The 21,889-nt window shown below is 48.5% G+C and carries 19 protein-coding genes and 1 pseudogene; 16 read left to right on the forward strand and 4 right to left on the reverse strand.

Annotation, left to right across the window (positions count from 1 at the left end; genetic code table 11):
• Positions 1-31 precede the first annotated feature (31 nt).
• Positions 32-787, forward strand: a complete 756-nt coding sequence (locus H1230_RS07325) for a HesA/MoeB/ThiF family protein (RefSeq protein WP_239714867.1) — start codon at positions 32-34, stop codon at positions 785-787.
• Positions 784-1,926, forward strand: a complete 1,143-nt coding sequence (locus tag H1230_RS07330) for a homocitrate synthase/isopropylmalate synthase family protein (RefSeq protein ID WP_239714868.1) — start codon at positions 784-786, stop codon at positions 1,924-1,926. Before H1230_RS07325 ends, H1230_RS07330 begins: the two co-directional genes overlap by 4 nt.
• 54 nt (positions 1,927-1,980) lie before the next feature.
• Here H1230_RS07330 and H1230_RS07335 read toward each other — a convergent pair.
• Positions 1,981-2,181 (reverse strand): annotated as a pseudogene (locus tag H1230_RS07335) (FMN-dependent NADH-azoreductase); the annotation flags it as partial.
• Between the two features lie 231 nt (positions 2,182-2,412).
• Between H1230_RS07335 and H1230_RS07340 the strand changes: the two are divergent.
• Together H1230_RS07340 and H1230_RS07345 are read left to right on the forward strand one after the other, a co-directional pair.
• Entirely contained in the window at positions 2,413-4,101 is a 1,689-nt protein-coding gene (locus tag H1230_RS07340) for a glycoside hydrolase family 13 protein (RefSeq protein ID WP_239714869.1), read from the forward strand.
• Position 4,102: 1 nt separating this feature from the next.
• Positions 4,103-4,981, forward strand: coding sequence for a pentapeptide repeat-containing protein (locus tag H1230_RS07345; protein WP_239714870.1), 879 nt, complete (start codon positions 4,103-4,105; stop codon positions 4,979-4,981).
• A gap of 368 nt (positions 4,982-5,349) precedes the next feature.
• Here H1230_RS07345 and H1230_RS07350 read toward each other — a convergent pair whose 3' ends face one another.
• The gene (locus H1230_RS07350; protein ID WP_239714871.1) at positions 5,350-10,140 is read right to left on the reverse strand and encodes a glycosyl hydrolase 53 family protein; all 4,791 of its coding nucleotides are present in this window, start codon (positions 10,138-10,140) and stop codon (positions 5,350-5,352) included.
• A 356-nt stretch (positions 10,141-10,496) separates the two neighbouring features.
• On the opposite strand from H1230_RS07350, the gene H1230_RS07355 reads away from it, so the two are divergent.
• From H1230_RS07355 to H1230_RS07360, 3 genes are read left to right on the forward strand one after another with little or no spacing between them, the layout of a single operon-like run.
• On the forward strand, positions 10,497-11,231 hold the full coding sequence (locus H1230_RS07355) for a class I SAM-dependent methyltransferase (protein ID WP_239714872.1): 735 nt from the start codon (positions 10,497-10,499) through the stop codon (positions 11,229-11,231).
• A gap of 39 nt (positions 11,232-11,270) precedes the next feature.
• Positions 11,271-11,450, forward strand: coding sequence for an MBL fold metallo-hydrolase (locus tag H1230_RS31510; protein WP_345773406.1), 180 nt, complete (start codon positions 11,271-11,273; stop codon positions 11,448-11,450).
• 9 nt (positions 11,451-11,459) lie between these two features.
• The gene (locus tag H1230_RS07360) at positions 11,460-12,281 is read left to right on the forward strand and encodes an MBL fold metallo-hydrolase (RefSeq protein WP_345773407.1); all 822 of its coding nucleotides are present in this window, start codon (positions 11,460-11,462) and stop codon (positions 12,279-12,281) included.
• A gap of 108 nt (positions 12,282-12,389) precedes the next feature.
• Here the strand turns inward: H1230_RS07360 and H1230_RS07365 are convergent, their stop codons facing one another.
• Positions 12,390-12,968 carry a phosphatidylglycerophosphatase A family protein gene (locus H1230_RS07365; RefSeq protein ID WP_239714873.1) on the reverse strand — a complete coding sequence of 193 codons (579 nt, stop codon included), beginning with the start codon at positions 12,966-12,968 and terminating at the stop codon, positions 12,390-12,392.
• Between the two features lie 113 nt (positions 12,969-13,081).
• On the opposite strand from H1230_RS07365, the gene H1230_RS07370 reads away from it, so the two are divergent.
• The 8 genes from H1230_RS07370 to H1230_RS07400 all read left to right on the forward strand — a co-directional run bounded on the left by H1230_RS07370 (position 13,082) and on the right by H1230_RS07400 (position 19,242).
• Positions 13,082-14,203 (forward strand): GerMN domain-containing protein, encoded by a 1,122-nt coding sequence (locus tag H1230_RS07370; protein WP_239717171.1) that lies wholly within the window; start codon positions 13,082-13,084, stop codon positions 14,201-14,203.
• A 152-nt stretch (positions 14,204-14,355) separates the two neighbouring features.
• A complete protein-coding gene (rph, locus tag H1230_RS07375) occupies positions 14,356-15,117 on the forward strand; it encodes a ribonuclease PH (RefSeq protein ID WP_275591158.1) in 762 nt (253 codons plus the stop codon).
• Position 15,118: 1 nt separating this feature from the next.
• Positions 15,119-15,769, forward strand: coding sequence for an XTP/dITP diphosphatase (locus H1230_RS07380; RefSeq protein ID WP_239714874.1), 651 nt, complete (start codon positions 15,119-15,121; stop codon positions 15,767-15,769).
• A 98-nt stretch (positions 15,770-15,867) separates the two neighbouring features.
• Positions 15,868-16,011 (forward strand): carbohydrate-binding protein, encoded by a 144-nt coding sequence (locus H1230_RS31515; RefSeq protein WP_345773435.1) that lies wholly within the window; start codon positions 15,868-15,870, stop codon positions 16,009-16,011.
• Positions 16,012-16,251: 240 nt separating this feature from the next.
• A complete protein-coding gene (locus tag H1230_RS07385; RefSeq protein WP_239714875.1) occupies positions 16,252-16,794 on the forward strand; it encodes an NfeD family protein in 543 nt (180 codons plus the stop codon).
• Positions 16,685-17,620 (forward strand): SPFH domain-containing protein, encoded by a 936-nt coding sequence (locus H1230_RS07390; RefSeq protein WP_481857122.1) that lies wholly within the window; start codon positions 16,685-16,687, stop codon positions 17,618-17,620. The genes H1230_RS07385 and H1230_RS07390 overlap by 110 nt, the downstream gene beginning before the upstream one ends.
• Before the next feature lie 142 nt (positions 17,621-17,762).
• Positions 17,763-18,218, forward strand: a complete 456-nt coding sequence (locus tag H1230_RS07395) for a cupin domain-containing protein (protein WP_239714876.1) — start codon at positions 17,763-17,765, stop codon at positions 18,216-18,218.
• Between the two features lie 187 nt (positions 18,219-18,405).
• Positions 18,406-19,242 (forward strand): aldo/keto reductase, encoded by an 837-nt coding sequence (locus H1230_RS07400; RefSeq protein WP_239714877.1) that lies wholly within the window; start codon positions 18,406-18,408, stop codon positions 19,240-19,242.
• Positions 19,243-19,385: 143 nt separating this feature from the next.
• On the opposite strand, the gene asnB is transcribed toward H1230_RS07400, so the two are convergent.
• The gene (gene asnB / locus H1230_RS07405; protein WP_239714878.1) at positions 19,386-21,230 is read right to left on the reverse strand and encodes an asparagine synthase (glutamine-hydrolyzing); all 1,845 of its coding nucleotides are present in this window, start codon (positions 21,228-21,230) and stop codon (positions 19,386-19,388) included.
• A 144-nt stretch (positions 21,231-21,374) separates the two neighbouring features.
• Between asnB and H1230_RS07410 the strand changes: the two genes are divergently transcribed.
• Entirely contained in the window at positions 21,375-21,734 is a 360-nt protein-coding gene (locus H1230_RS07410) for a hypothetical protein (protein WP_239714879.1), read from the forward strand.
• Positions 21,735-21,889 lie beyond the last annotated feature (155 nt).

A 21,889-nucleotide genomic window follows, 5' to 3' on the forward strand; every position in this document is an offset into this window, starting at 1 on the left:
TTTAACAGATCAGTCACAGGAGGAGAACGCGATGGAGCAGCAGCTTGCCGGAGGAATAGAGCTGGAACGGTATGCCCGGCAACTGAAGCTGCTGGGGAATAGCGGACAGAATGCACTGAAGGAAGCGACAGTGATGATCGCTGGAATCGGTGGTCTTGGGGGAACTGCCGCTCTTTATCTGGCAGCAGCGGGAATCGGCAAGCTTATTTTGGCACATGAAGGGATTATTCTTCCACCGGATCTGAATCGGCAAATCCTGATGGATAGCGATCATTTAGGGATGGAACGCATGAGTACGGCGATACAGCATCTTAAACGGCTTAATCCAGAAGTCGAAATTGAAGGTTATAATTCCAAAATTGCATATGATAAATCTAAGTCTTGGGTAGAGAGCGCCGATATCGTTATCGACGCTCGCTATGATTTTCCGGAGAGATATGAATTGAACCGTCTTTGTGTAGATACAGGAACACCTATGGTAGAGGCAGCCATGTATGGCTTTGAAATATCGTTAACGACGATTATTCCTGGAGAAACACCTTGTCTGGAATGTCTTTACCCGGATGTTCAGCCCCAGTGGGAGCCGTTTGGGTTTCCAGTTTTGGGAGCTACTTCTGGTATAGCGGGTTGCCTGGCAGCTCTGGAAGCCGTAAAATGGATTACAAGGGTAGGGACGACATATGCAGGTGTAATGCATCGCTTCAACTCACTCGACTTCACCTGTTACAGTGTCCATGTTACCCGTAATCCGAAATGTGCTTGTTGCGGAGAGGAAGGTAAACTGTGAAAAGTCTCAAGCTTTGTGACACGACACTTAGGGATGGTGAGCAGGCAGCTGGAGTCTCGTTCACGAGGGCAGAGAAACTGGAAATTGCAAAAATGCTGTCGGAGTGCGGAGTAGAACAAGCGGAGGTAGGCATCCCTGCCATGGGTAAACGGGAGCAAGAGGATATTGCGGCCATAGCAGAGTTGGATCTTCCCATGAAGATCATGACCTGGAATCGAGCAGTAGTGAGCGATATTGATAAAGCACGGGCAACAGGTGTGAGCTGGAGTCATATCTCCATTCCGACCTCGGAAATTCAACTGCAGGGCAAGCTTTCACTAACGCCCGCGGAAGGGCTGAACAAGCTACTGCATGCAGTGGAATATGGTTTGAGAATGGGAATGACAGTCTCGGTAGGCATGGAGGACTCCTCCAGAGCTAATATGGGATTCTTGATAGAACTGGTGAATGCTTTATATAAAGAAGGTATCCGCTGGTTCCGTTATGCGGATACAGTATCTGCACATCATCCGGGACAAATGGCAGAGCGGGTACGTAGTTTGCTGGGGGCTGTTCCTGCTGATGTGGAGCTTGAGGTGCATTGCCATAATGATTTTGGATTGGCTGTTGCCAATACACTCAGCGGAATTTCTGCTGGTGCGACTTGGGCTAGTACCACAGTTGCGGGAATTGGCGAACGGACCGGCAATGCGGCGATGGAGGAAGTAGCCATGGCTTGGCGTTATCTGTATGGCGGAGAGTGTGTGGTACGGCCGGAGCATCTCAAGGCGCTTGCTGATAGAGTTATTACGGCTTCAGGTCGTAGCTTAAGCGATGCCAAGCCGATTGTAGGGAAGTTAGCATTCACACATGAGTCCGGAATTCATGTAGATGGCCTGATGAAGGAGAAAGCTACCTATCAGAGCTTTGATCCGTCAGAGGTAGGTAGAGAACACCATTTCGTGCTGGGTAAGCATTCTGGCAGCGGTGGTGTAGTGCATGTGCTGAAACGACAGGGATTGGAAGTCAGCCCAGATATGGTTGGACGTCTGCTTGAGCGGGTTAGGCAATATGCCGAGGTCTATAAAGGGAATGTTCCGGATTATTTGCTGGTAGAATGGGCGCTGGAGGATCAGCAGCGGGAAAGAGATGCAGGTTGAACTTGAATAATAGGATAGGCACAAGCTGATTATACTTGGTGATGTCTGCCAGTTGGTCAGCTTTTTTGACGTTCCTAGGCTTGCCACGGAGACAGCATCAAAATACGCCTTCAGCACGGGTGGGAATAGAAAGTTCCAGACCGGACCACTCTGTAGAATTCCCCATCCGCTAAAAACATCGGCATCCATATGAGGGATGTTTGTTTGGTATAAATCAAGACGAATGACTTCATCCTGTGGATGAGCGGTAATGTATAACAGAGTGGACCTATTTTTTTCTCTCCTTAACATTTGTATAATTAAACGTGTTATGACTCGGATTTTAATTCAAATTTTATGTATGTGGCTACTATTGCTCATATTATCTTCAATTAAATCACAAAGCAAACACTAACAACCTAATAGCGCTGATTAATAATTATTTTGTTATTCTTCTGGTCTGTGTGGTTAAAATATAGTAATGTGCTCGGCATAGGAGGCAGTGAGATGAACCCGAAATGGTGGAAAGAAAGTGTTGTTTATCAAATTTATCCGATCAGCTTTATGGACAGCAATGGAGATGGTATTGGAGATTTGCGCGGGATGATGTCAAAGCTGGATTACCTGCAGAATCTGGGTGTGGATGTGATCTGGGTATGTCCTATTTATAAATCACCTAATCATGATAATGGCTATGATATTAGCGATTACTGTGACATTATGAAGGAATTCGGAACGATGGATGATTTTGATCTGCTACTACAGGAAATGCATTCGCGCGGGATGAAGCTGATGATGGATTTGGTGCTGAACCATACGTCTCACGAGCACCCATGGTTTATAGAATCTAGGTCATCAAAGGATAATCCAAAACGAGACTACTATATATGGAGAAAAGGTAAAAATGGAGGCCCGCCGAATAACTGGGAGTCTTATTTCAGCGGTTCGGTCTGGGAGCTAGATCCAAAGACAGATGAATATTATCTGCATCTGTATTCCAAATACCAGCCCGACTTGAATTGGGACAATCCTGTCGTAATTGATAAGCTGCATGAAATGGTACAGTGGTGGCTGAAAAAGGGGATTGACGGCTTTCGCTTCGATGCGATTGCTCATATCGTAAAGACGGAGGGTTTCCCGGATGCCCTTAACCCGGGTGGGACCCAAACTGTGCGGGCCTATGACATGTTCTCTAATCTGGCGAATGTACATACCTTGTTGCAAAATTTGCATGACCAAGTGCTCTATTTTTATGACATTATGACTGTAGGAGAGACCTCGGGGCTTGGACCGGAGCGGGCTCTGGATTATGTAGGAGACGGCCGCCGAGAACTCAACATGACCTTTCAGTTTGAGCATATGTTCTTGGATGCTGCTTCAGCGGGCAGTGGCAAGTGGGATGTGGTGCCCTGGAGCCTGCTTGAACTCAAAAAAATCATCAGCAACTGGCAGACGGTTCTGCATAACCGCGGCTGGAATGCGAACTATTTATGCAACCATGACCAGCCGCGGTCGGTATCCCGTTTCGGAAATGATCTCTTTTACCGGATTCCTTCTGCCAAGATGCTTGCGACCTTTACGCACATGCTGGAGGGCACCCCATATATTTATCAGGGTGAAGAAATTGGTATGACGAATATTGCCTTCGATTCCATTGACGATTATCGGGATGTGGAGACGTTGAACTATTATGAAGAAAAGCGTCTGAACGGTATTCCTGAAGCGGAGATTATGGCGGCCATTCATAAAAAAAGCCGGGACAACGCCCGCACCCCGATGCAGTGGGATGATGGTGACGAGGGCGGATTCACGACTGGTGTCCCTTGGATTAAGGTAAACTCGAATCATATGGAGATCAATGCAGCGAACGCGGTTAAGGATCCGGACTCGATCTACAATTACTACAAGAAACTGATTGAGCTCCGCAAAAAGCATAAGGTGATTGTGTATGGCGACTATAAGCTGTTGCTGCCCGAAGACACCGAAATTTATGTCTACACCCGAACGCTGGAGGATCAGCAACTGCTGGTCATTTTGAATTTTTTTGAGCGGGAACCTGTATTCGAGCTACCGTCCGAGATTGCACCGGGGACTCTGGAGCTGTTGATATCCAATTACATTCCCCAAAAAGAAGAGAATTTAAGCTACCTGAAGCTTCGTCCGTACGAGGCTAGGGTGTACTTACGGAGGTTATAGAGTGTCTGAGAATTATGTATATTCAGGGTCTTTCCCTGACAATAGCCGCCTTAGTCTTCAAGCTGATTGTGAGAGCTGCTTTGGCTTGTGTTGTGCCGCGTTGCCTTTTGCAACTTCGTCAGACTTCGCGATGGATAAAGAAGCAGGAAATCCCTGTGTGAACATGCAGACGGATCACCGCTGCAGCGTTCATAACAACCTCCGGCAACTGGGCTTTCGAGGATGTACGGTGTATGACTGCTTCGGTGCAGGGCAAAAGGTCTCTCAACACACCTTCGGCGGCAACGACTGGCGGCAGGTTCCAGCCTCTGCGAAGCAAATGTTCGAGGTGTTCCCAATCATGTGGCATCTCCATGAGCTGCTGTGGTATCTTACCGAAGCGCTTACGCTGCAACCGGCTTATCCAGTTCACGCTGAACTCAGCGCTGCACTAAATGAAACGGAGCGTCTCACGCTCCTTAGTCCAGACTCTCTTATGAAGTTAGACGTAGCGGCACATCGAGCAGCTGTGAACGTCCTACTCCTAAAGACCAGCGAACTCGTACGAACTGAAGCTCGTCGTCAGCAAAAGGATAGTTCCAGGCGTCAGAAAACCTACGAACGGGGAGCTGACCTCATCGGTGCCAAGCTCAAAGGAGCCGATCTTAGAGGGGCCAACTTAAGAGGGGCCTACCTTATTGCCGCTGACCTCAGAAATGCCGATCTTAGAGTGGCAGATCTTATTGGGGCTGATTTACGAGATACTGATCTCAGAGGTGCCAACCTCACGGAGAGTATCTTTCTGACCCAAGCCCAGCTCAACGCGGCGAAGGGTGATGCCAACACATTGTTGCCTCCGGCCTTTACTCGGCCCACTCACTGGTCCACCATTAACCCCTAATAAAGCCGGGTAGGGAACGTCAAAGATGTCGTCATCCAGCCGATTCACAGCTGTATTAACGACACGAACGAAGTGGTTGTCTGGAATATCTTCTTCTAGATCCATTGGCAAGCAAAGTTGCTCCACAGGGTATATTGAATGCACAAAGAAACCTCTCCTTTGAAATGGTTGGTCCCACTTCCATTTTATCAAAAGAGAGGTTTCTTTTTATGTTTTTTAAAGATTACAGAACCACCTCCCGCTTAAACAGCGGTCCGTCCACAGAGTGTTCACTCACAAATCCTAAGTATATCCTACGTAAAAAAACAGGGCTGACCCAAGCAGCCATTTCATGGCTTTTGGGTCAGCCCTCCAATGATAAAATGTGTTTATTGTGCTTGATATAGCCGGTAGACAATAACGGCTGCTTCGGCGCGGCTAGTCTTCGCCAATGGTTCGAAGGCTCCATTTCCAGCTCCGTTTATAAAGCCTGCTGTCTGCAGTTTATTCACTGCGTCTGCTGCATAGCTGGCGATGACTGCAGCATCGGTGAATTTTACAGAAGCTGTATTTGCAGTAGTTTGCAATTCTAGCAAAGAAGCTGTCTTGTATACTAACAGGGCCATATCCTGTCTGGAGATAAACTCATTTACACCAAAGCTACCATCTGTCCTGCCGGTTACAATCCCCAGCTTTTGTGCCGTAGCTACTGCGTCATAGTACCAGGAATCTTTCAATACATCGCTGAATTTAGCTGTGTTTCCAGCTTCAGTAAGGTCGAAGGCATCCATCAGCATAGAGATAAATGCTGTTCGGGTCACGCTGCCACCCGGATTAAAGCTATCGTTGCCTACGCCTTGAACAATACCTCTGGCACTCAAGGCGGCGATGCTGTCTGCTGCCCAGGCTGCATGGGTCATGTCTTTGTAAGAGACCTTAGCATAGGAAGCTGCATACTTGCTGAAATGCTTCGGAGAGAACTGTACTCTGCCAGTTGCAGCATTATATTTCGTATTCTTTACGACCTCGAGATTACCCTCGTCACTTACAAAATATACGACTACTTGTTGCGGATTTTCGTTCGCTTTCGCCGTATAGCCCATTTCTACCGAAACATCGCTGCTTCCGTTAAAGTCAGTCAGCTTGCGGCCATCTACGCTTAAGTTAAAGTCATAGACGCTGTTGCCATTCAACAGCTTCAGTTGGGTGTCCGTAAGCGCTGAAGGGTCTACTTTTGTAACTATAAGCTGCAGGTTAGTTGAACCAGCATCTGCTTTAAAGAGAAGAGCGGTAGATACCGATAGAGTCGCAAAGCCGGTATCTATCTTTAGGGTTTCAATGTTGGTTCCGCCTGCTACAGACTTCAGCAGCTGAATAGGAATATTCACCAATACACTTTGGGTTCCCTCTGCAGGTTTGAGCATGATCGCAATCACCGAGTCAGTTGCATTTAACCCTGCCTGCTTAATATCATCCGCAGTCACGGTGACAGAGGCCAAGCCTTGTCCGTCAGGCTTAGGTTCAGCTGAAATGGTAGATTGATTTACCGTAGTTAGTTTTGGAGGTGTCGTTGTTTCGCTAGTTACAACTGGAACGTAAGGAATATTAGGTGCAGCGGGTGTTCCCGTTAGTTCGATGCCTGCTGATTCGTTCCCTTGGGTATCAATTGTCTGAATATACAGCTTGTATAGGGTCCCGTTCATCAAGCTGTTAAGGTAAGCGGTCTGAGTACCTTTATTGAACATGCTTGTGGCATAGACAGCATCGCTGACAACCGTAACCTTGATCTGGGCAAGATCAGCGTCAGCGGGGTCCTGCCAGTACACACTCAGATATCCGTTGCCTGCAGTAATACTTGCATTTGTTACCTCACTTGGTGCGATCGTATCCGGTTGCTGAACATCGATTCCTGTGATGGTGAAATGAGCTGCTGCCGTTTGGCCGCCGTCGGCACTTGTGGCGGTGATGGTTGCTTCTCCTGCTGCTACCGCCTTGACGGTGGCGAGTGTCGTGCCATCGAGCTCATTATAGGTAACAGAAGTGACTCTTGCTATACTGCTGTCGCTACTGTTGAATAGTACCCGCTTAATAGTTGCATCAACCGGACCCACCGCTGCAATCAGTGAATAGCTGTCTCCTGCTTGCAGGGCAATAGGGGTTTCTTCAACATTCAAGAAAATTGAGCTTACAGCAGGTGTTCCGGTCAGAGTCAAATTCACCTGATCTGTGGAAGAACCCGTTGCCGTAGTAATATCTTGTAATTCTGCACTTATGAAGCCCGCTTTAGAGGCTGTGACGGTGTAGCCTGATCCTTCTTTAACACCGCTCAGGAGGTAGCTGCCGTACACATCCGTTACGACCGAGCCATACAATCCTGAAGCTTTACTAACGGTCACACTTGCACCGGCAACGGCTTGGCCGGTATTATCCTGAATTTTACCAGAAATAGACCCGCTCAGATAATCACCAGTCTTCGTTAGTGTCAGGTGATCGAGGTAACCCCAATAACCGGCGCTTCCTGTTCCCTCAAATGCTATCAGAAGCGTACCGTCCGTAACCTCAAGGTCAGCAACCTTGTAGGGCTGCCAAACATTCCAGCCCTGATTAATGACGTTAACGGATTTTTGCGTCGCAGGTGTGGTTCCACTTAATTGAAGCGAAGCAATAGCTGCAGTATTCGTATATTTGCCGTACACGTCTGTTGTTACATTAGTTTGCCCCGAAGCGTAAGCAGCCAGGGTATATTTACCATTCGGCAAACCAGTCACCTTCTGTGACAGCTTAAAGGTATAGGCTGAAGCCGAGTAGTAATTGAAGGCATTTTCACCTGAGAAGGTACCTTTATTATTGGTATCGAACGTAAAGACACCTTCATTATTTCCTTTGGTGGCGCCTTCCAACGTCCATTCCTCTAGATTACCTGCCGTGTCAAACTCTCCGCCTGGTACCCGTGAAGAGGCTTGGGGATAGTTGGCTGTGAAATAAAGGGTAGACACTTCACTTTTTATATAACCGGGTACAGTTGCATAGGCTTTAATGGTGGTATTTCCTGCCACTGCAATCGGTCCTGTGTAATATTGCGTTTCGCTGGACCCGCTTGAATAAGCTGGTGTGTCACCGTCGGTTGTATAATAGATTTTTGCTCCTGGCGTTGCTGTTGAGAGAGTAATATATTTCACGCCAGCAGGAACAGATGAACTGTCTGCTAACGCAGAGCCGTCTGGAGCGGAGGCTGTTACAGCTTGAACTGCTGTTGAGCCATCACCTGGTACAGGAGGCAGACCGAAATAACTATCATCGAAATCTCCATATAGGCCGGCTGCCCCTGTTACGCTTACACCAATTGTTGCTTGTCCACTCGTTACGGGAACAGTAACGGAATATTGTTTCCAGGTGCCCCAACTTCCCAAGGTTACGCTCTGGGATACTTTTTTAGTTGTGTCTGCACTATCGAAGCCGGTAGCGTAGATGTTAATATCTGCGCTGGTCACTCCATAGGCCTCTGCCCAAATGGAATACGTATAGGTTCCATTTGCGATACCTGTGAGGGTCCGTGTTGCTGTTTTTGCTGTTGCCGCGCTGAAGTGCAGCGCGTAGCTTCCAGAATGAGCATCACTTGTGCTTTTCTTCACGGAAAATGGAGAAGATACACCAGTCCAGCCTGAAGCTGTCCCGAGCTCAAAGCCCGGATTCGTCGTAATTAAGTTTGTGGGCTGAGCAGGTCCAACGGTTATAATGGCTTTGGCCGCCCCAGTGATACCACCAATTGTGCCATAAGCCGTATAGATTCCTTGTGTCGTTGAATCAACACTTGAAGTATCCCATACGCTCACTGTTGCCGTCCTATAATAGCCGTCACTATACTGTCCCGCAACCGTTGTTGGCAAGGTGAGTACACTTCCGGCTACTGCAGTCACGAAAGCAGTATCTGTCCCTGTAAGCTCCGCGGCTGGAGCGGTGGCAGCTCCTCTGACCAGATTAAATACGTCTAAGGATGGCAGGGCCTTGCCATTGAAGTCGAACAATGCCTGGTTCTCCCAACCACTGCCTTGGCCGGTAATCCAGCCGGTGTCCACACCAGGAAGCCAATCCGAACCCCAATAGAACACACCGATGCCCTTTTCATTTGGAACATTGGCCACGTTGTTGATTACATCTCTGACCTCGGCTGCTTGACCTTGTGGTGTTGGTATATAACCTGCTGCAGTCGCCAGCGACTGCCCAAAAGTATTGAGCTGTTCGTCGCCTTCGTCCAGAGTCCAACCGTATGAGGTTTCAGCTACAGCAACCTTTTTATTGTAGGTGCTTGCTAATGTATCCAGAATGGTTTTGTTCTGAGCCATGGTTCCGTGCCAGAACGGATAATCAGAGATCCCGATGATATCGAAATCTACAAGTGTTGCGCCAGTGGTCCAGGTAGTTAAGTTACCCGTGAAGCTGGACGCAAGTCCGTTAGAGTTACCAGCCATATGAATCATGATCTGAATTGCAGGGTCAGTATCTCTTACCGCTTTTGAGGCCTGCTGCAGGAATGGAGCTGCTTTCGCGGCTCCGCCACCGTCAGGAAGCAGCAACCCGGGATTGATCTCATTGCCGATCTGCACCATGTCAGGCAGAGCGTTCACAGCCTTCATCGCCTGCAGAGATTGATAGGTGAAATTATAGACATCTTGTTGAAGCACAGTTCCAGTGTGGTTGGTCCACGCTTTAGGCTTCACCTGAGCGCCGGGATCAGCCCAGAAATCACTATAATGAAAATCTAAAAGGATGCCCATCCCGAGTCGTTTGGCTTCCTTCGCTGTCACTATCGCACTGGCAAGATCAGTGTTGCCGCCGCCAATAGGATTGCCGAATTTGTCAGTAGGATCGTTCCATACCCGCAGGCGAATGTAGTTTACGCCGTGCTTTTGCATCACCTCAAGGGCACTCATCTCGGTGCCGTCGGTATCATAGAATTTCTTGCCTGATTGCTCAAGGGCATACAACTCGGATACGTCTGCGCCCATGATGAAGTCAGGCCTTTTTCCGTCCTGCAATGCTGGAATAGGTGATACGGTTACTGTATCTCCAACGGCCGCCGCGAAAGCGGAGGGCTGTGCTGGCCAGAGGCCCAATAGAAGTGCTGCTGACATCAAGAGAGATAAGACGGTGCGAAGCTTAGTTTGCTGTTTGTATTTCATGGACTAATCTCCTTTGAGAATAAAATGTAAACGAATACATAATAGGCGTTTGTTTAAAAATACTATCTGTCCCAGCTATCCATGGATACTAGGGAATCCTATGATTTCCTTCGTTAATTATCGTTGCAGTTTCTGGTCGATAACAGAAAAGGAAAATCCAAGGTTTATTGTCATCATATAAGCTTTCTAGAGGAGGGGAATTCAGATTTCGTTTGAAAAATTTCAATGTTTTTTTGCAGTAGGCATGGAGAAATAAGGGATTATTTTGAGTTTACGAGGAAAAGGCGGTACAATTGCGTTACATAATCATACATAGAGTGGTGTGGCAGGAAGCAGCCTGCGGGAGGAGAAGCAACATGAGCGAATGGTATGAAGAGAGCTTTGGAGAGGATTATCTGATCGTATATAGACATCGGGACTTTGGTGGAGCACGTCGGGAGGTAGAGCAAATGATCGGCTGGCTGGATCTATCCCTTGGTGCTAAGGTGCTCGATTTATGCTGTGGTATGGGGCGTCATTCGCTGGCGCTCTCGGAAGCAGGATACGAGGTTACTGGTGTTGATCTGTCAGAGCCTTTGTTGCGCGAAGCACGTTCCCAGGATGGAGCTGAAGAAGTCACCTGGGTGCGCTCCGATATGCGAAAGCTGCCGCTAGAAGGAGGCTTCGACGCAGTGGTCAATCTGTTCACCTCTTTTGGTTACTTTGAAGAAGATGAAGAGCAGGTAAAGGTACTGCGTGAAATCCACCGCATGCTGAAGCCTGGCGGAAAGTTCATTATTGATTTTCTAAATCCTGCGCATGTGATTCGCCACCTTGTCCCCCATTCCACCCGTGAGGACGGAGAGAACCTGATCGACGAGTCGCGTCGAATCGAGGACGGCTATGTGATGAAGGATATTGTTCTTACTTCCAAAAGTGACGGAACGCCTCGCCAATACCATGAACGTGTAAAGCTGTATTCTCTGGAGAAATTTCAGGAGATGATAAAGGAAGCTGGCTTGCAGCTGAAGGCAGTGCATGGCAGCTATAATGAAGATGTCTATATTGCAGAAGATTCAACACGAATGATTTTTAGAGGCTTGCGGCTATAGATGGTTTCTGGAAGAAGTTATAGGAGAGAGGTTGGTACCATGCCGAAGGCGGACATTATTCCTTGGGAAGGAAATATTCTGCAGGTTTCCGTACCGATGGACTCGCCGCTGCGCCAAGTGAACAGCTACATCCTGCCTGATAAGGATGGAAGGATCACCATCATTGATCCTGGACCACATGATCTGGAGACCGAACGGGCTTGGGAACATGTCTTGTAGGAGCTGGATTTGTCTTGGGATAGGGTACGGGATATCGTCGTTACGCATCATCACCCCGATCATTATGGTTTGGCTGGCTGGCTTCAAGCTCGTTGTGAATGCAAGGTTTGGATGTCGGAACGTGCTTATGCTGAGGCTGCGCTGATGTGGGGCCAGACTGCCAGTATGAATAAAGTCTTGCCTCTTTATTTTGCCGGGCACGGAATGCCGGAGCATTTGACGAGTGGAATTAGAGAGCATTTAGAGAGCTTCGAGCCTCAGGTCACACCTCAGCCTGACGTATCCTATATAAATCCTGCGGAACCTTTTAGAATGGGCAGCCGAGAGTGGCTGCCACTTGTTAGTGGCGGGCATGCGCCAGGGCATGTGTCATTCTATCATGGTGAAAGTGGGCAAATGCTGTGTGGCGATGCTGTATTGCCGCAAATCTCCCCCAATGTCAGCCTGCTGCCGGGCAGTGATCCGCAGCCGCTGCGGACCTTCCTGCAAGGGCTGCAGGAGCTCCGCAGCTATACGGTTAGCATGGCGTTCCCGGGCCATCGCGAGCCATTTTCTGACTTCGCGGGCAGGATCGACAGCTTGCTCCTGCATCATGAGGAGCGGCTGGAGACGGCGGAAAGGTTGCTTGCCAGCGGTCCTTTAAGTGCCTTCGCTGCTTGCGAAGCTCTGTTCCGCAGCCGGGTAACCACTGTGCATCAGCTGCGTTTTGCCATGAGTGAGACATTGGCTCATTTGGTGGAATTGGTGCGCAGGGAACGGGCAATAGTGACCGAGTTGGGCGGTTTCATTGTATTTGCAGCGGCAAGCAAAAGTGATATTAGCATGGATTAGCCCATTACATAGTCTCCGCCGATTCGGTGTAGATCATAATAGGCCTAATATTAAAGAAGCCATCTCCCATGTTACAGTGAGTGATGGCTTCTTTGCTTTGTTTTAGGTTTAAAGGGATTTCGAATGAGACTCATCACTTTCCTCGGGGGGATGTGGCAATCCAAGCTGTTGCTCACGCTCTGCCTGCTTACGATGTGCAATCCGGCTGCTGGCAGCAGCGGCTACGGCTCCCACAATATCATCAAGATAGGTGTGGATTTGCCCGGTGGTTTTGTCGTTCAGGCGTCCTAGCACACCAGGCTTCAGCTTGTCCACATAGCCATAGTTAGTAAATCCTATACTGCCATACACGTTAACGATAGAGAAGGCTAGAATTTCATCGACCCCGTACAATCCTTCATCATTTTGGATCATTTCCTGCAGAGGGGAGAATAGCTTGCCCTCTTCAGCGAGCACATCCAATTGAATCCCGGTTAGCACCGCATTTTGCACCTCTCGCTTGCTCAGCACCATCTCTACGTTATGGATACATTCCTCCATTGTTAAATTCGGATAATATTTCTTTTGCAGCAGGATGACAAGCTCGGCAATTTCCTCCAATCGTACACCCCGTTTAATTAGCCAGGCATTAGTCGCTTCTGCGACGGCTTTGCTGTTCAGACTGTAAGGCATTTTGGCATCACCCATAATCAGTCACCTCTCCATCCACAATTTAGGATAAGCTGTTGTTATTTTTTGGACAAAGGTTTCGTATACATAGCAGTACAAAGGATATCTAACCTTGAAAGGGGTAATAAATGATGAAATCTATGAAGCAAATCCGCGGAGCCTCCGTTGCCTGCCTGCTGGCAGTTCCGCTGATTCTGTCCAGTTGCAGCCTGTTTGGGTCGGAATCAGCCTCTGTAGATCCGCCGCCAAGCGAGGTAGAAGCGCAAATGCTACAGGTAAGTGGTGAGACTACATTAGACACTGGAGTGCTGGGCCCAGTCGCTAAGGAGGATGCACAGACGGCTGCGACCAGTGGTGAACGGTCTGGGAACAGTGATTCGGGATCACGAACGACTGTATTTCTGGAGGACAATAACGGATTACTTGCCCCGGTATCACTCAGTCTGCCCAAAAGCGACGAAACCACGATGCTTAAGGATTCACTAACAGCACTGGTGAGCAAGGGGGCATATGCCTCGTTACTGCCCACTGGCTTCGAAGGACTTCTACCCACCGGTACTGAAGTTAAAAATGTCACGGTAGACAAAGCGAGTGGACTGGCTGTAGTCGAGTTTAACTCGGACTTTAACGCCTATGATGCTGCGAATGAGCGCGAAATACTGGAGGCAATCACCTGGACACTGACCGGAGAGAGTGGAATTAAAGGTGTTCAGCTCTGGGTAGACGGCAAAAAGCTTACCGAGATGCCGCTGAAAGGAACTCCATTAGATCGCCCACTGTCGCGCAGCATGGGAATTAACCTGCCGAAGCACAGTCAGCTTCTTATGAATTCAAGTGCGGTTACTGTATATTTTTCCGCTGCTTCACCTGACGGTATTCAGTATTATGTTCCGGTTACCCGGTTTGTACCCGCAGGGCAGGATACTTTGAAGGCGGCACTCAGTGAACTGATCGCTGGCCCAGAATCCGGAGATGGTCTGGAGATGGTGATGACGCAGGGAACCGTACTGGATAGTGTAGAAGCTGGGCAGAACGGTGTGGTTACTGTCTCTTTGACTGACGATATGTTTGCTGACGGCACGGGTGTACCTACAGAAATGCTGGAATCCGTGGTGCTGACGGTTGCCCAAAATACAGAGGATGCCTTGGTCCAGATTCGGATGAACGGCAAAGAAACGGTTACGGGTACCGATAATGTTGACTATGGAAAACCGGTGTCAGCACCGGAATATGTGAACGAGCTTCCGCTATAGAATGACTCAAACGGGTTGGAAAGATGCTTTTGTGCCTGCTCTTTGGTAGAATAAAAGGTAAGATGTGCCTCCCTTGGCAGTTCACTGCGGGAATATTAGGGGAAGCAGAACGAACACTAAACTTTTAGCTACTTTCAATGTAGGAGGCAGAAATGATGAGATCAAACGGGAGAAACGACGACCAACTCCGGCCGCTGACGATAACGACCCAAACGAATAAATATGCTGAGGGCTCCGTGATTATTGAAATGGGGGACACCAAGGTTATCTGTACGGCAACAGTAGAGGAGAAAGTTCCCCCATTTCTTAAGGGACAGGGAAAAGGCTGGGTGACAGCTGAATATTCCATGCTTCCCCGGGCTACGCAAACGCGTAACCAGCGTGAAGCCGCTCGCGGTAAGCTTACAGGTCGCACCATGGAGATCCAACGGCTGATCGGCCGGGCGCTTCGTTCCGTTGTGAATTTGCAGGCTCTCGGTGAACGCAGCATCACGCTCGATTGTGATGTCATTCAGGCAGATGGAGGTACACGGACGGCTTCCATTACAGGAGCTTTTGTGGCCATGAGTTTTGCCATTAATAAAATCGCATTGCAGCACAAGCTGAGTGTATTTCCGATTACGGACTATCTTGCAGCAATCAGTGTCGGCGTTGTTGGCGACAAAACACTGCTTGATTTGAACTATGAAGAGGATTCCAAAGCGAAGGTCGATATGAATGTAGTAATGACTGGCGGCGGTGCATTTGTGGAAGTGCAGGGTACCGGTGAAGAAAGACCGTTCTCGCGTCAGGAGCTGGACCTGCTGTTGGGTCTTGGAGAGAAGGGGATTTACGAGTTGATTGCTGTCCAGAAGGAAGTTCTGGGAGCGATTGCGCTCAAAATCCCCACCGGTCAACCGGGCCAAGTGGTATAGGATGAAATCTTCGACTGGCATTCTTATTGTTGCAACGAAGAATAAGGGCAAGGTGCGCGAGTTCCAGCACGCCTTCGCTCCGCTTGGACTAACGGTTAAGAGCATGTTCGACTACGCAGATCTTCCGGATGTTGAGGAGGATGGGGCTACCTTTGCCGAGAATGCGCTGAAAAAAGCCAAGACCGTGGGTGATATTCTTGGACTGCCAGTGCTTGCGGATGATTCTGGTCTTTGTGTAGATAGTCTGGATGGCAGGCCAGGTGTCTACTCTGCACGTTATGCAGGAGAAGGTGCGGCTGACAGTGATAACAATCTGTTGCTGCTTAGTGAGCTGGAGAAACTGAAGCTGGGCGAGGATACAGATCAGCCACTGCTGAGCACAGCCCGATTCGTCTGTGCCTTATCCTTGTATGACCCGGGCACTGGCCGGGAACTGACTGCTGAGGGTTCTGTGGAAGGCTGGATTACGTCTGAGCCAGTGGGTGCTGGCGGTTTTGGTTATGATCCATTATTTTATTTGCCGGATTATGATAAGACAATGGCAGAGCTCACACTGGAAGAGAAGCAGAAGATTAGCCACCGGGGCGCAGCTTTGCGGCTGCTGACGGAGAAACTGGCGGCTGCGGCGCTTACGGACCCTGGAAATTTGTAGGTATATGTGGAACTGCAACACCTGCATCAACTCCAACACCGGCACCAACAGCCATACCGACACCGTCGGCAACCCCAACGTCGACTCCGACTCCGGGTATCTCTGCTTGGGCAGCGGGAGTTGCGTACAATGTGGGTGTTATTGTGACTTATAGTGGACATACGTATACTTGCCTGCAGTCCCATACTTCCCTCTTAGGCTGGGAACCAGTCAGCACACCAGCTCTTTGGAGGTTGAACTAGCAGGAATTCATCTGCAATTGATAAATGAATGAAAGAAGCTTGTAGCTAAAGGTGTAACCCTTTATGCTGCAAGCTTTTTCATTATGCTGTATAGAATTATAAATTACGTACTGAACTCATAACCTCACATACACAGAAATATAATATATACAGGCTGAGCTTGTGAACAAATAAACTTATGGAACGTATTGCTGTTTTTTTCGTTATAGTAGTATATAGCGGAAGGTGGTGGGTTCACCGATGGTTGTCTGGGTCTTTTGGTTAATTGCAGCCGGTGTCCTGTTTGTAGTAGAAATGATGACGCTTACGTTTTATCTGCTTTGGCTCAGTATCGGCGCTTTGGTTGCCGGTCTGTTGTCGTTATTATTGCCAGAGGCTATTTTATTTCAGGTGGTGCTTGGCTCGCTGGTCGCGCTAGGTCTGACACTATTCTCGAAGCCGCTCGTAGCGAAGTTTCGTAATTCCCGTGGGTTCAAAGATACGGGTACGGATATCGTCGGCAGACAAGGAATAGTTACGGAGCCGATTGAGCCAGGACGTTACGGGCAAGTTAAGGTAGGCGGGGATACTTGGACTGCAACATCGCTGCAGACTCTGGGTAAAGAAGATGTCGTTAGGGTATTAAAAAGAGGTACTGCTATTATTGAAGTAGAATTATGGGGGGCACGAACTGATGGAATGGGCAATTGTTGTAGTAGTTCTTGTTGTAGTAGTGGTGTTCATTGGATTAACAGTCAAAATCGTACCACAGCAGCGGGTTGGCGTAGTGGAACGTCTTGGTAAATTTCACCGGCTCTTGACTCCAGGTCTGAATATTCTAATTCCAGTGATTGATCAGGTACGTACGTATCATGATCTGCGGATTCAACAGGCAAATGTACCTCCACAAACGGTAATCACGAAGGATAACGTACAGGTACAGATTGACACCATTATTTTCTATCAGGTAGTGGGTCCGGAAGAAGCAACTTATGGTATTTCTGATTATGTATACGGGGTACGGAACATCTCAACAGCCACGATGCGACAAATTATTGGTAAGCTGGAGCTGGATGAGACGTTGTCTGGCCGGGAAAAAATCTCCGTTGATATTCGTATCGCGCTGGATGAAGCTACTGAGAAGTGGGGCGTACGGATCGAGCGTGTGGAAGTTATCGATATCAAACCGCCGCTTGATATTCAAGAAGCGATGGACAAACAGATGAAAGCTGAGCGGAGCAAACGGGCGATTGTCCTGGAGGCGGAAGCAGCGAAGCAGGATATGATCCTGCGTGCAGAAGGTGATAAACAAAGTAAGATTCTGAAGGCTGAGGGCGACAAGGAAGCTCGTATTCGTCAAGCCGAAGGTCTGGGTCAGGCCCAGGAACTAGAAGCACTGGGTCAGGCAAAAGCCATTCAGGCCATCGCCGAAGCGGAGAAAATCCGTATTCAATTGCTCAGTACTGCGGGGCTGGATGAGCAGGTACTTGCGTATCGTTCCTTTGAAGCACTGACTGAAATCGCCAAAGGTCCAGCGAACAAGGTCTTCCTGCCAACTAGCGCAGTTGAGACACTGGGTAGTCTGGGTGCAATTGCTGAAGTCTTCAAGGCAAGCAAAGACGGTAAATAAGGAACGTTTACAATTACCACGTATTCCGTTAAAGTAAATAGCAAAACTATTACCGGCTTACGTAGCGGGGGTTTCGATCCTGAAGCCCCTATGCTTACGAAGCCCGTTTTGTTTATGTAGAACTTTAAGGAGAGAAGCAACTGTGACACAAAAAGAGATCTCACCGCTAGTGGAGCTGCTGGAACTGCAGCCTCATGTTGAAGGCGGCTGGTACAAAAGGCTTTGGAATTCTTCATTTGAAATTCCGCAGGACGTATTGGGCGAAAGCTATTCTGGCCCCCGCGCTTCGGCATCCTCCATTTATTTTCTGCTGCATGCAGATGAAACCTCTGCTTGGCATACGGTACTCTCGTCGGAGATATGGCTGTGGCATTCCGGTAGTCCGATTGTGTTAAGTCTTGGCGGCAGTGGTGATAGACCAGAGGATGTAAAAGAAATTATTCTGGGTCTGGATATCGCAGCTGGCCAGCAGCCGCAGGTAGTTATACCAGCAGGTGTATGGCAGGCGGCTAGACCGCTAGGTGAAGAGCCTGTGTTGGTTTCCTGTATTGTGTCACCTGAATTCCATTTTGATGATTTTAAACTAATCGAGAAATAAAATGAGCGGAGGCGAATATGCCTCCGTTTTTTCTTTTGGGCATTGATCACTGAAAGCATGTTTTATTGGAAACTTTTTGGGAATGCTAACGTGATCTGCCATACTTATTTTTGGCAAGTGCTTCTAAAGTGTCTTTTGCGGTTAAGGAAGTTTGAATAAATAAACAGTAGGCTTGGAGGGTTAATACATGAGTCAATTGAATGGACCATTTTCAGGTGGCCCCACTTTAAATGATGGAGTAACAATGCCATGGCTGGGGTTGGGTGTATGGCAGACCAAAGACGGCGATGAGGTAATCCATGCAGTTAATGCTGCGGTAGAAACCGGATATCGCAGTATTGACACCGCGGCAGGCTACAATAATGAAGAGGGCGTTGGACAAGCCATTCGAGAATGCGGAGTTTCCCGAGATGAGTTGTTTATTACAACTAAACTACGGAATCCGGATCAAGGTTATGAATCAACGCTTAAGGCATTCGAGGTTAGCCGTCGCAAGCTGGGCTTGGATATGATTGATCTGTATCTGATTCACTGGCCGGTTGCAGGGAAATATCGAGAGACTTGGAAAGCTTTGATTCACCTGCAAAAGGAAGGTCATATCAAATCAATTGGGGTGAGCAACTTTCAGGTTCATCATCTGAAGGATATTATTGAAGACACCGGAGTAATACCCGTGGTCAATCAGGTAGAGTTCCATCCCTTGCTGACTCAGCGCGAGCTGCTGAAATATGCAAGTGAGCAGGGCATTCAGATAGAGGCTTGGAGCCCGCTGATGCAGGGCCATCTTGATCTACCGCTCTTAAAAGAATTGGCAGAAAGGTACGGCAGAACACCAGCTCAAATTGTACTGCGCTGGGATTTGCAGCAGGGGGTAATCACGATTCCGAAATCGGTGCATACAGAGCGAATCAAAGAGAACGCCGGATTCTTCGATTTCACACTCAGTGATGAGGATGTTAAAGCCATTTCAGACTTGAACGAAGATCATCGCTTCGGCCCGGACCCGGATAACTTTAATTTTTAAACTGGCAAATAAACAGGGTTAGAGTAAATACTGTATTAAATCCAACAATAGCAAGCCTCCAGCATTCGGAAGCTTGCTATTTAATGTGTCCACTCTTGCGAGAGCATGATCAGCCTGCCTAGTCAGTCAGAAGATTCAGCAGACTAACGAATCACCACGTTATAGGTCCGCAGCCAGAGATCAATTTGGGCCAGATAAGCAAAGAGCTGAGGACCGGACATCAGCTGACCGAACCAGGGCAGGTTGCTGGAGGATTCTGGAGAGGCGGCGATTTCACGGATTTTGGCAGCGTCAATCAAAGGAAGGAGCGGAGACGTAGAATCTTCGAGAATAGCCAATACCTGTGTGCGAACGGCATTTAAGTAGGCGGGATTGTGTGTTTTGGGATAAGGACTTTTTTTGCGGTAGAGCACATCGTCGGGCAGGACACCCTCTAGTGCTTTGCGCAGAATGCCTTTTTCGCGGTTGCCTGTCATTTTGATCTCCCAAGGAATGTTCCATACATACTGGACCAGACGGTGATCGCAATAAGGGACGCGAACCTCAAGCCCTACGCCCATGCTCATCCGGTCTTTGCGGTCCAAAAGAGTGGGCATGAAGCGGGTAATATTAAGGTAGGACATTACGCGCATTTGTGCCTGTTTGCCTGTTTCTCCATCGAGTTTGGGCACCTCTGCCACGGCATCACTGTATCTGTCACCCAAATACTCCAAGGGACGTATCCATTCGTTTATTTCTGGGGACAGTAATCCTGCCCGCATCTTGGGTGCAACTGACCATGGAAAAGTGCCTGAAGAAAGCATATCCTCGCGATGGAACCAAGGGTATCCGCCAAAGATTTCATCAGCAGCCTCGCCAGAGATGGCTACAGTCGCATGTTTTTTAATCTCGCGGCAAAACAAATAAAGGGAGGAGTCTACGTCAGTCATCCCAGGCAAATCACGTGAGTACAGAGCGTTGTCCAGCGCCATAACAAGCTCTGGCGTATCAAAAGCAATATAATGGTGGTTCGTATCCAACTCGTCGACCATCCGCTTAATCCACGGTCCATCTGCTCCGGGCTGAAAAGAATGGCTCTTGAAATGCTTGTCATTATCTACATAATCGACGGAAAAAGTATCCACTCGGCCCTGACCGGTCCGGTTATAGTAATCTACGGCCAATGCCGTCAGCGCGCTTGAGTCCAGTCCTCCAGAGAGTAGTGAGCACACCGGAACATCTGACACAAGCTGGCGCTCCAGTGTATCCTGCAGCAACTCACGCACCTTAGCCGCTGTCTCATCTTCATTATCAGTATGTGTAAAGCTTTCCAGCTTCCAATAGGCATAGCTGCGTAAGCCTTCCCGGTTGTAAATCATGGCATGGCCCGGACGAAGTTCGTGCATATCCTTATATACACCGTGTCCTGGAGTACGAGCCGGACCGATAATGAAGATCTCCGCCAGTCCCTCCGGACCTACGGTTGGTTGTACTTTGGGATGCTGCAACAGAGCCTTGGGTTCGGAGCCGAATACAAAGACATCATCTACCTGACTGTAAAAGAGCGGCTTCACGCCCAAACGGTCACGTGCCAAAAACACCTGATCCCGCAGGCCGTCCCACACGGCAAAGGCAAATATACCATTTAGCTTATCGGTACACTCTGCTCCCCATTCGATATAGGCATGCAACAGAACCTCGGTATCGCACTGGGTGCGGAATTGATGTCCCCGCTGCTTCAATTCATTCTTAAGCTCAGGGGCATTGTACAATTCCCCGTTGTAAACAATTGCGTACACATTTTCCTCATGGCGGGTGATCATCGGCTGTGCACCATTTTCCGGGTCGATAACGCTAAGTCTACGGTGTCCGAAGGCACAGGGGCCTGAGATCCAAGTTCCGGCCGCGTCCGGTCCGCGATTTGCTAAGGTTTCAGTCATTTTGACTAGCAGTTGCGAGTGCTGTGTAAGATCGCCGCGCCACTGAATAAATCCGGTTATTCCGCACATGATGGTTCATCCTCTCTATCGTGCGATTGTTGTCCTTTCTTTTTTGCCAAGTAATACAGATATATGCCGAAGGAAGGGATAAAATGTATGTCCTTATCCGAACACTAGGGGAGAGGGAAATTTGCCAGAGAGGGATGGATGCAGGTGTATTACATAAAGGACGCCAAAATTCGCAGAATGACGGAGTATGACGGTGCACCCTGTGCAGAAGTCGGCGTATTGCCAGGGGCTACTGGCGACTCTGCGCTTTTGGTGTATATCGTTGAAGATCGGCGTGAAGAAGGCTACGAAATTGTACGCATCCTGACGAATGACGCGGATACAGACACCGATTGGTTTGATAACAATATGCATGATGCTTTCACAGATGTGACGGTCAGTGGATTTGCTGGCAGTCCCATCATGACCCCTGAGGATGAACGCTCCAAATTCCAACGCGAGCTGCTTATCTTCGGGAATTTGAAAAAACAGCTGGGGCAGCATTTTAATAGAGAATTCAAATAAAGAAGCAATGCGGAATTAGCTGTTAAGAGTCTTGCCAGTAGTCTGGTAAGGCTCTTTATTGTTCAGTAGTAGAAGGGTTGAAGTACGTTATTTTTAAATTCCTTTGTTCTGCCCTTGATATATTTCCTGAATAAGGTATAATAGAAAACGTTGCA

The organism is Paenibacillus sp. 19GGS1-52 (genome assembly GCF_022369515.1).
Taxonomy (GTDB): Bacteria; Bacillota; Bacilli; order Paenibacillales; family Paenibacillaceae; genus Paenibacillus_AQ.